Below are 9,655 nucleotides of genomic sequence, written 5' to 3' on the forward strand. Positions count from 1 at the left end.
GGCTGCAGTTGTCCATTTATTGTATCAGATTGTCCCAATCCGCGCAGCCCGCGGCTTCTCTTGAGCTTTGTCCTGGCCCTTGAGCCATCCTCGACATCGAAAATACAGCCTATAAACCAGGTATCCGTTAACGCCTCCGAAGGTGTTTAAAAGTATATCATCCACATCGAAAGAGCCGATGGCAAACGTTACCTGCAGCAGCTCCAGAAACAAGCTTAGGACGAACGCATTTTTCGCCGTTGCTGCAAGGGCTCCCCCTCTTCGATTTTTCATCATGCCAAGCAGTATGCCGAACGGGACAAAGATGGCGATATTCCCGTATACGTTCAGGTACCCATGGTTCGTTCCCAATTCTAACGCGCGCTTAATCTCATGCAAGGGAACAAGATTCCCCTGCCCCATCCGATCCGCGATTCGAAAGGGATCCTGCAAGCTGGCTCGAAGCTGCTCTCCCAGATACATGAGATCAATGCTGTGGCCCTTGAATAGGACTATTTTGAACAGGGCATAGATATAGAAAGCAAAAATCAAGTACAGCAAGACGATTCTTAACTTCATGCTAGATAAAACTCCTTTCCAGGATAATTCGCTATATTCGTTAAGGATAAGGATATCGGAGAATATTTAAATAATTGAACGGTTAGTTCTAAAAAATTTATTAAATTGGCATCATAATGACTCTATTACGACTGTCGATTCATTGTGTGCGAGCTGGATAAGGAGCTACAATTGATCATCGCCAACTGCAAACGGAACTGAGGGCTCTTATTTTGTTCGTTTGGCATGATAATAAAATCTAACGGAACCCTGCGACTTTATTTGTGAGAAATCTAGTCAAACCGCGGACTTTGGCCCATCATAAGGGCTGTCAGTTCCATTAGAATCGCGAAGTCGTGCTTTTTGCTGAAATAGAGCCTTTTATTTCCGTTAAGTAGCTATTCGAAAGTCACCTGGTGTCTGTTAGACTTCCAACTCTTTGTCCACAAGTTTGGGAGTTGCATATTTTCCTATACAGAAATAAAACGGCAGTCCGAATACGCTCATTCGGACTGCCGTTTGTTGTTTTCTACACTTTGATCTTAAGCAAAGCATGCTGCAAATGCTGTGCCATCTCGCTCATCGCTTGCGACGAACGGGTCATCCCCTGCACGGCCTCCAGCTGGGAAGCGGCCAAGATCGCCACCTCTTCGGAACGCTGGGCAGCCATCGCGGCAATGTCGGCGATCGTATGGGCTGCGGATGCAGCCTCCTCCGTGCTCGCGGACATCTCCTCGGAAGCTGCCGAGAGCTCCTGCGATTCTTCCGCGACGAATTGGAACCGGTCCACAAGCGCCCTCATCGTCTCTTCCGCGTCCTGAGACAACCGCACCCCTTCCCGGATCTCGTCATTCCCGGCTGTCATACGCTCTGCAATCGTCGAAGATTCCTCTTGGATGCTGGTCAGGAGCGAAGCGATATCCGCCACGGCCGTACCCGACGAATCCGCCAGCTTGCGGACCTCGGCCGCGACGACCGCGAATCCCTTTCCGTGCTCGCCGGCTCTGGCCGCTTCTATGGACGCGTTTAAGGCCAGCAGCTTCGTCTGTTCGGCGATATCCCTTATGGATATGAGCGCGTTGACGATGGCATCGGAATGGCTCTCCAGCATATGGACGGAATCATGGGTCCCCCGGGACACCTCCTCGATTCTGGCCATCTGTCCTCTGATTCCGGCGATGGTGGCCAAACCTGCCGAAGCTTTTTCCAGCGCGGAACGCGAGGCATCTGCAACAAGCAGGGACGAGCGGGATACACGCTCAACGCCGGATGTAATATCCTCCATCGAGCGGGATGTCTCTACCGTGCTTACTTGTTGGGCACGAGCGCCATCCTGCATCTGCCCCATCGCTTCATCGATCGTACGATTCATGTCCAGCAGTCCGGCGGACTGGTCGGCGAACTGCCCGCTCGTCTCCACAAGCTGCCGGGAAGTCCTATTAGCCTGGGATACGATGTCCCGGAAGATAACGTTCAGCTTGCCGGACATGTCCGCCATCGCGCGATAGGCCGCTCCGATCTCGTTTCGGGATCGGAAGTCGCTGCCCTGAAGCAGCTTCTCCGCCTCTGCCAGCCTGCCTGAAGCCATATCCTCTGCCGCCGTGACGATCACCTTAAGCGGACGCAGCGCCCGCGACAGCAGGAAGAGAATGGCCAGGATCGCGATTAGCGTCAATCCTGCAATCGCTATGAAGACAGGCACGCTGTCCCCGATAACGGAGTCCGCGATCTCCTTAACATCCGCTGCTGCCGTATCGATGCCGATTACTCCGATCACCTCTCCCGCTTCGTTTTTGACAGGAGAATAGGTTGAGATATAATCTCCGTATTCCGGATTGCTGATCATAGGAGAGGCCGCAATCTTGCCCTGCTGCAAGTTCGCTATTGCGGCGGGAGGTATATCCGTCACCTCTCCGATTGGCGAAGCGAGCTCGGAGCCCTTGGGCTGACCGTCGATTAAAATGACGGGGTTGTTCTGTTCGTCAATAACGACGAAATATACATATAAAGCGCCGATCTGGGATCTGTACCGATCCAGCTCGGCCCGAAGCGTCCAATATTGTTCGTTCTCCTTCGGCTGCTGCAGGAATTGTTCATACGCAGGCGCATTCATTCCGGCGGCATAACTCTCCGCAAGCTTCATTCCGTAGCTCCGTATGGCCGACTCGCTTGTTTGTTTGGCATTGCCGATCTGGGTTACGGCGGCGGCCGTCAACAACAACAGCATGATGGCCACAATCGCCGATGCCAACCTTACGACCAATCTCCCTTTTTTTCTGTCTGCAGATTCCATGAGCGCGCATTCTCCTCAATTTCACGTTTGTTAAGATTGCATTTGACAAAGTTCGACCTAAAGACCCTGTTTTCCTGCTAGTTCGCTATACCTAGTCCTACGAAATTCAGCATCATTATCGTCCTCCTCACCTCAGTGAAAGCACAAATGGGTGAAGATTAAATGAAAGTTTGATTTCTTCATTGATATCGGACAGGAATCGTTTTATAAAGAGAGTAGAGCAATGATTAATTTGCTACTTCATGAAGAGATGAGGAGATGAACGCATGGACGGAACAGTTACTACCAGCGGAGGCAAATGTCCGGTAATGCACGGCGGCGCGACCAGTCATCAATCTAGCGGAACAACGAACAGACATTGGTGGCCGGGACAATTGAATTTGAACATCCTGCACCAGCACGATCGCAAGTCCAACCCGCTAGGCGAGGACTTTGATTATGCCGAGCAATTCAAGAGTCTGGATTTCTACGCGCTTAAGCAGGACCTTCGCGATCTGATGACGGACAGCCAGGATTGGTGGCCCGCCGACTACGGACATTATGGCCCCTTCTTTATCCGCATGGCATGGCACTCCGCAGGTACGTATCGTACAGGCGATGGCCGAGGCGGAGCTGGCTCCGGCACACAGCGTTTCGCTCCGCTTAACAGTTGGCCCGACAACGGCAACCTTGATAAAGCACGAAGGCTGTTATGGCCAATCAAACAAAAGTATGGAAACAAAATTTCGTGGGCGGACTTGTTCGCGCTGACCGGCAATGTCGCCATTGAATCCATGGGCGGAAAAACGTTCGGCTTCGGCGGCGGACGTCCCGACGTCTGGCATCCGGAAGAAGACATCTATTGGGGAGCCGAAAAGGAGTGGCTCGGCGATTCCCGCTACACGGGCGACCGTGAACTCGAGAATCCGCTCGCCGCGGTACAGATGGGCCTCATCTACGTTAATCCGGAAGGGCCCAACGGCAATCCCGATCCGCTCGCGAGCGCGCGCGACATTCGCGAAACGTTTGCGCGGATGGGAATGAACGACGAAGAAACCGTCGCGCTGGTTGCGGGCGGCCATACTTTTGGCAAAGCGCATGGCGCCGGCGATGCGGCGCTGGTGGGACCGGCTCCCGAAGCGGCGCCGCTCGAAGATCAAGGACTGGGATGGATCAGCGCACATGGCAGCGGCAAAGGCCGCGACACCATTACTAGCGGCGTGGAAGGCGCCTGGACCGCTAATCCGACGCAATGGGACAACGGCTTCTTCGAGTTGTTGTTCGGCTATGAATGGGAGTTGACAAAAAGCCCGGCAGGCGCCCACCAATGGGCTCCGGTAGATCCCGCCGACGAGCATCTTGCACCGGATGCCGAGGACGCCTCCATCCGCGTGAAAACGATGATGACGACGGCGGATATGGCGCTCCGCATGGATCCCGCTTACGAGGCGATCTCGCGCCGTTTCTACGAGAATCCCGAGGATTTCGCGGACACCTTCGCTCGCGCATGGTTCAAGCTCATGCATCGCGACATGGGGCCACGCTCCCGATATCTGGGTCCCGAAGTGCCGGACGAAGTGCTGATTTGGCAAGATCCCGTACCGACTGTCGATTATGTATTAACGGATGCGGATGCCGCGGAATTAAAAACCCTGATTCTGGATTCCGGCTTGACCGTAGGCGAACTGGTCACGACCGCCTGGGCTTCCGCCAGCACCTACCGCGGTTCGGATATGCGCGGCGGCGCCAATGGCGCTCGCATCCGGTTATCCCCTCAGAAGGATTGGGAGGTCAACCAGCCGCTCCAGCTTGACAAGGTGCTCACGATTCTGCAAGGCATTAAGGACGACTGGGAGAAGGAGGTCAGTCTGGCCGATCTTATCGTACTGGGAGGCAGCGCAGCCGTCGAGAAGGCAGCACGAGATGCTGGTTACGATGTATCGGTGCCATTTACTCCCGGCAGGGGCGATGCTTCGCAGGAGGAGACCGACGTTGAAGGCTTCGCCGTGCTGGAGCCCGTATCCGACGGATTCCGCAACTACCAGCAGAAACACTATGCCGTTACTGCTGAAGAATTGTTGTTGGATAAAGCGCAGCTGCTGGGCCTGACGGCGCCGGAATTGACCGTTCTCGTTGGCGGCATGCGCGTGCTTGGGACCAACTACGGAGGTACGAGGCATGGCGTGTTCACGGATACCGTAGGAACGTTGACGAACGACTTCTTCGTAAACCTGCTGGACATGAACGTCGCTTGGAAGCCCGTCGGAAGCAACACGTACGAAGGCAGAGACCGCCAGTCGGGCGAGGTAATCCGCACGGCGACACGGGCCGATCTTGTATTCGGCTCCAATTCCGTTCTGCGCGCCATAGCCGAATTGTACGCGCAAGACGACAATCGCGAGAAATTCGTGCGGGACTTTATTGCCGCTTGGGTAAAAGTGATGAACGCGGATCGATTCGATCTGGCTTAGTAATACTCAAGGCTAAACGGCTGACTCCAAAGTGTACGTATGACGTGAGAATATTCACATATACAAGCGAAAGCCACATATACAAGCGAAAGGACCTCAGTTCCACTTCAAAGTGGGGGCTGAGGTCCTTCTTCTTGAAGAAAGGTGTTTCCAATGAGGCGGAAAAAACACAAATTGGCTTTTGGGTGGGCAGCCCCGCTAGAAAAGGCTGCAAAAACATCCCATCGGCGTTTATAACGACTATGGGGCTTGAAAAAGCTGCAAAACTTTTCCATAGGCGTTTTTAACGACTATGGGCCTTGAAAAGGCTCTGTCAGGGATAAAACACACAGACTGTTCTTAACCGCCTAGGTATGAATATCCTATCGGACAATCTCTTACTTATAGGTTTTACCATCTCCTATAATAAACTCGTTGCCGGGGCTGTACGTGGCATGGTCCGAAAATCGGCCGCTCTGCACATTTGTGCATTTCTCCCCAATTTCTTAGACAAATGGGAACCCTGTAAAGGAAATTGTACGAAAATACACAAATTCTCGCTTCCCATATTCGTTCGGGACCTCTTTGAACCAATATTTGTGTATATATGTACAAATGTACGAATAAATGGCTCTTTCCTCATCTTAATTGTGTATTTTCGCTCAATTGTTGTACCGTATGTGAAAATAGCCAAGGCGCACACTAGCGCCAGCACTCCGCCAATCCAGCTCTGCCATAAAACAAGGCGTCTGCAAATCCATCCCATAGACATTTATAACGACTTTAAAACTTTCAAGAGCATCCCACTTTTAAGCCCCTGAGTGCGGCCAGCCAATAAAGTAAAAGCCTGTGACCAGATGTTCCAGCATGGAACAAACGGCGTCACAGGCCAAGTTCATTTTCATTCATGGGGGTCGCCGAATGGACATAACAGCAGTTTGAGATAGCCCCTTGTCCACGCGTACGTTTATTTGTTCCCCGTCACTCCCGCTTTCGCTACCTTAAAGCGGTGAGCGGCATCCTTTAATTCTGTTGCCATGACATGAAGCGCCTGCGAAGATTGCGATATACTTTCCATCGATGCGATCTGCTCCTCCGTCGAGGCGGAGATCATCTCCGAGCTTTCGGCCGACTGGCCTGCCACTCGCTCCAGCTCCTGCAACGATGCGTAGATTTGCTCCGTGCTGGCGGACATCTCTTCGGCAGAAGCCGAGGCTTCCTGAATTTGCGCAACCACTTCCTGGGTCGCCTCCACGATCCGGGAGAAGGAATCGCCCGTCTCTTCGATCTCAACCATGCCCTGCCGGAACTGATTGCTTCCCGTCACTGTGGAGCTAAACGCAGCCGAAATGTCGGCCTGGACATCGTTTACGAGCGTATTGATTTGCTCCGCCGAGAGGCTTGACATCTCCGCCAGCTTTTTCACCTCCGCCGCCACGACCGCGAAACCTCTTCCCTGCTCTCCCGCTCTCGCCGCTTCGATAGAAGCATTTAACGATAACAGGCTTGTCTGCGAAGCAATCTCGGACATCGTCGTCACAATGCCGCTAATCTCCCTCGAACGTTCGCTTAACACGGCCATAATGCCGGAGATATCGTCTATCGCCCGTCCAGCCGTCGCCATTTTGTCGATGGTGAGATGGATGTGCCGGAACCCTTGCTCCGCTGCTTCCTTGGACTGAACCGACGTTTCGTAAGCCAAGGTTGAAGTATCCGCGATTCGCGCGATGCCAAGCGCCATCTCTTCCATGGCCTTCGAGCTTTGTTCCGTGCTGATGGCTTGCGATTCGATCCCCGTGACGATCCCTTGCGTGGACTCCGCGATTTGCCTGGATGCTTGAGTCGTCTCCGCGATAGAGGTCTGCAGCCCGTGTGACGACGAAGAGACGTTGTCCGAGCTTTGGATCACTTGTCTGACCAGCTTGCTTATGGATTGTTTCATCGTGTTGAAGTCATCCGCCAATTGCCCGATCTCATCCTTGTTCCGAATGGCAAGCGGTTCCGAGGTTAGATCGCCCCCTGCAACCTTGCGCGCCTCTGCCGCTACTTTTTTGACAGGTCCCGCAATATGGTTGGAAAATAAGATGACCAGGATCGTGCCCACAATGATGCATAATACGAGAGTCGTCAACGTAGAATACAAGATTCGAGTCTGGCCTTCATTGTAATCATGGTAGTAGGACCCCGCGACGATATTCCAGTCCCACTCCGGCATGTTTATGGCGTATGTAATCTTAAGCGCTTCATGACCGTCGCCCCCAAGCGGCCAATCGTAATACGTAAATCCGCCGCCGCTTTGACCTTGCCGAATCACATCTTGTATATAATAGAAGCCGTCCGAGGTTTTTTTGTCCCATAGATTTTCGCCTTCTTGCTTGGGATGCGCGATAAGATCGCCCTTGGAGCTGACGACGTAATAATACCCGTTTTCGCCGAGGTCGATATTTTCGTTGATAGGCCTGGTGCCGTCCTCGTTTCTGCTCCCGAGCATGATTCTTTTCACTTCTTCTTGCGCCTCTTCCAGCGACAATTGTCCGTTCTCCACCATATCATTGAAGGCGGCAACGTTCTGCACCATCAGTTTCACGCTATTCGCCAGATTGTTTCGAATTAATAAATCCGTTTCGGACTTCGCATCCCTATAGGTATCGAATGCAATAATTGAACTTGGAATGATCAGCAGCAGTATGCAGAATAACAACATCTTTTTGCGGATCGTCCAATTAAATTTTGTAACGTAAGCACCACCTGTCTTGCCCATTTGTTCCAGCTCCCCCAGAGATAAATGATGTCGATCAACCCGTCTTTTTATGTACGATTGCCAACATAGTACTATATTCCTATTATTATAAGATAGTTTTCTGCCAGTGCGGTGTGACATATGTCACGAATTTTCAAACGATTAACGATTAAAATTGACCATATGATTGCCAGATGATAGCGTTAATCATGCAGTTATTCATTTGATATTGCAGGAGGGAATGACATGTCGGAAATCAAGCTTAAAGTTGAATACGACGAATACGAGGACGGCAAACGAATCGAGACGGAACTGGAAAAGCTCGCGGCAAGTCCCGAGGGCGCGGCCCTCGAAAGTTTGATCATCGGAGACTGGGGACAGGCTTACGAGAACAGTTCCGAAGACATTGTAAAGGCTCTCGTAGAGCACAAGGATCGTTTTCCTGCCTTGCGCAAGCTGTTCATCGGCGATATGAGCTTCGAGGAATGCGAGATTTCGTGGATCGTGCAGAGCGATCTCTCCCCTTTGCTCGGCGCGTTCCCTGAACTGCAATCGCTCAAGATTCAAGGCGGCAACGAGCTGGTGTTGAGCAGCCTGAAGCACGACAAGCTGGAAGAGCTGATTATTATAAGCGGAGGGCTGGGCAAAGACGTGCTCGCCTCCATCGCAAGCGCCCAGCTCCCGAACCTGCGCAAGTTGGAGCTCTATCTCGGCGTCGACGATTACGGCTTCGACGGCGGCTTGGAAGACGTGCTTCCGTTGATCGAGCCCGATAAATTCCCCAAATTGACCTATTTGGGTCTCAAAAATAGCGAAATCCAAGACGAAATCGCGCTGGCTGTCGCCAATGCGCCAATTCTGGACCGGCTCGAAACGCTCGACCTGTCGCTCGGCACCTTGACGGACGAAGGCGCGGAAGTTCTGCTCGCCAGCGAGCGGATCAAAGGCTTGAAGGGAATCGATCTGCACTATCATTACATGTCCGAAGAGATGGTGAAACGCTGGCAGCAGAGCGGACTGCCCGCAGATGTCAGCGACAGGCAGCAGTCCGACGACGACGAGGATTGGCGTTATCCTTCCATTACAGAGTAAATCGGCGGAGAGGCCGCTCATCGTCATAGGCATGCCGGGCGACAAACGAACCGGCGGTATCGCGCTCGCACGGGAGAGGCTTGGACTGCCTACGGCGCTGATTATCCCGTTGGCGGGACTGCTGGGAGAGCAGCCGCTCGACTTGCGTGAGCAGGCGGAGCCATGGCTAAAGACGCAGCGATCCGAGAACGCTCCGCTGCTGCGTCTGGAATCGCCCGGCGGCAGCTTCGAGATAGAGCGTGCGATTATCGCGCTCGGCGCTCCCGATGGGAGCGCCGGCGAAGAGGATGACTCGCTGCACCCGTACAGCGGACGCCCGGACCCGCAGCCCATGAGCGCCGTTGCCGCGCTGCGGCTGGAGGAATCGCCCGGCCGGCTGTACCACCCGGCGCAATGGTATCGCGGCTACTGCCGCTTGCTGGCGAGGCTCCGCCGTCAAGCGGCAGAATTGCATGGAGCGGAATGGCAGAACGATCCAGCGGATATTGCGGCGATGACGGATAAACGACGAACCCAGGAGCTGCTGGCGGCGGCCGGCATCGCGATACCGAGACCGGTCGTCGG

General features: G+C 53.4%; 6 protein-coding genes and 1 pseudogene. 4 read left to right on the forward strand and 3 right to left on the reverse strand.

The annotated features are described in order from the left end of the window. Positions 1-24: 24 nt before the first annotated feature. Both PAT3040_RS14180 and PAT3040_RS14185 read right to left on the reverse strand, forming a co-directional pair. Positions 25-558 (reverse strand): VanZ family protein, encoded by a 534-nt coding sequence (locus PAT3040_RS14180; protein WP_108993249.1) that lies wholly within the window; start codon positions 556-558, stop codon positions 25-27. Positions 559-1,066: 508 nt separating this feature from the next. After that, the gene (locus tag PAT3040_RS14185) at positions 1,067-2,830 is read right to left on the reverse strand and encodes a methyl-accepting chemotaxis protein (RefSeq protein WP_108993250.1); all 1,764 of its coding nucleotides are present in this window, start codon (positions 2,828-2,830) and stop codon (positions 1,067-1,069) included. A gap of 266 nt (positions 2,831-3,096) precedes the next feature. Here PAT3040_RS14185 and katG point away from each other — a divergent pair, with 266 nt between their 5' ends. Then, complete coding sequence (gene katG / locus PAT3040_RS14190; protein ID WP_108993251.1) at positions 3,097-5,280, forward strand: catalase/peroxidase HPI; 2,184 nt, start codon at positions 3,097-3,099, stop codon at positions 5,278-5,280. Between the two features lie 134 nt (positions 5,281-5,414). Beyond that, positions 5,415-5,567 (forward strand): hypothetical protein, encoded by a 153-nt coding sequence (locus tag PAT3040_RS37025; RefSeq protein WP_181376612.1) that lies wholly within the window; start codon positions 5,415-5,417, stop codon positions 5,565-5,567. A 659-nt stretch (positions 5,568-6,226) separates the two neighbouring features. On the opposite strand, the gene PAT3040_RS14195 is transcribed toward PAT3040_RS37025, so the two are convergent. Next, positions 6,227-8,020: a methyl-accepting chemotaxis protein gene (locus tag PAT3040_RS14195; RefSeq protein ID WP_181376613.1), complete on the reverse strand. Its 1,794-nt coding sequence runs from the start codon at positions 8,018-8,020 to the stop codon at positions 6,227-6,229. 225 nt (positions 8,021-8,245) lie between these two features. Between PAT3040_RS14195 and PAT3040_RS14200 the strand changes: the two genes are divergently transcribed. Both PAT3040_RS14200 and PAT3040_RS37030 read left to right on the forward strand, forming a co-directional pair. Then, the gene (locus PAT3040_RS14200) at positions 8,246-9,091 is read left to right on the forward strand and encodes an STM4015 family protein (protein WP_108993253.1); all 846 of its coding nucleotides are present in this window, start codon (positions 8,246-8,248) and stop codon (positions 9,089-9,091) included. Beyond that, positions 9,027-9,655 (forward strand): annotated as a pseudogene (locus PAT3040_RS37030) (hypothetical protein); the annotation flags it as partial. The gene PAT3040_RS14200 and the pseudogene PAT3040_RS37030, both read left to right, overlap by 65 nt.

The sequence above is a fragment of the Paenibacillus agaridevorans genome, assembly GCF_003112455.1.
Classification (GTDB): domain Bacteria; phylum Bacillota; class Bacilli; order Paenibacillales; family Paenibacillaceae; genus Pristimantibacillus; species Pristimantibacillus agaridevorans.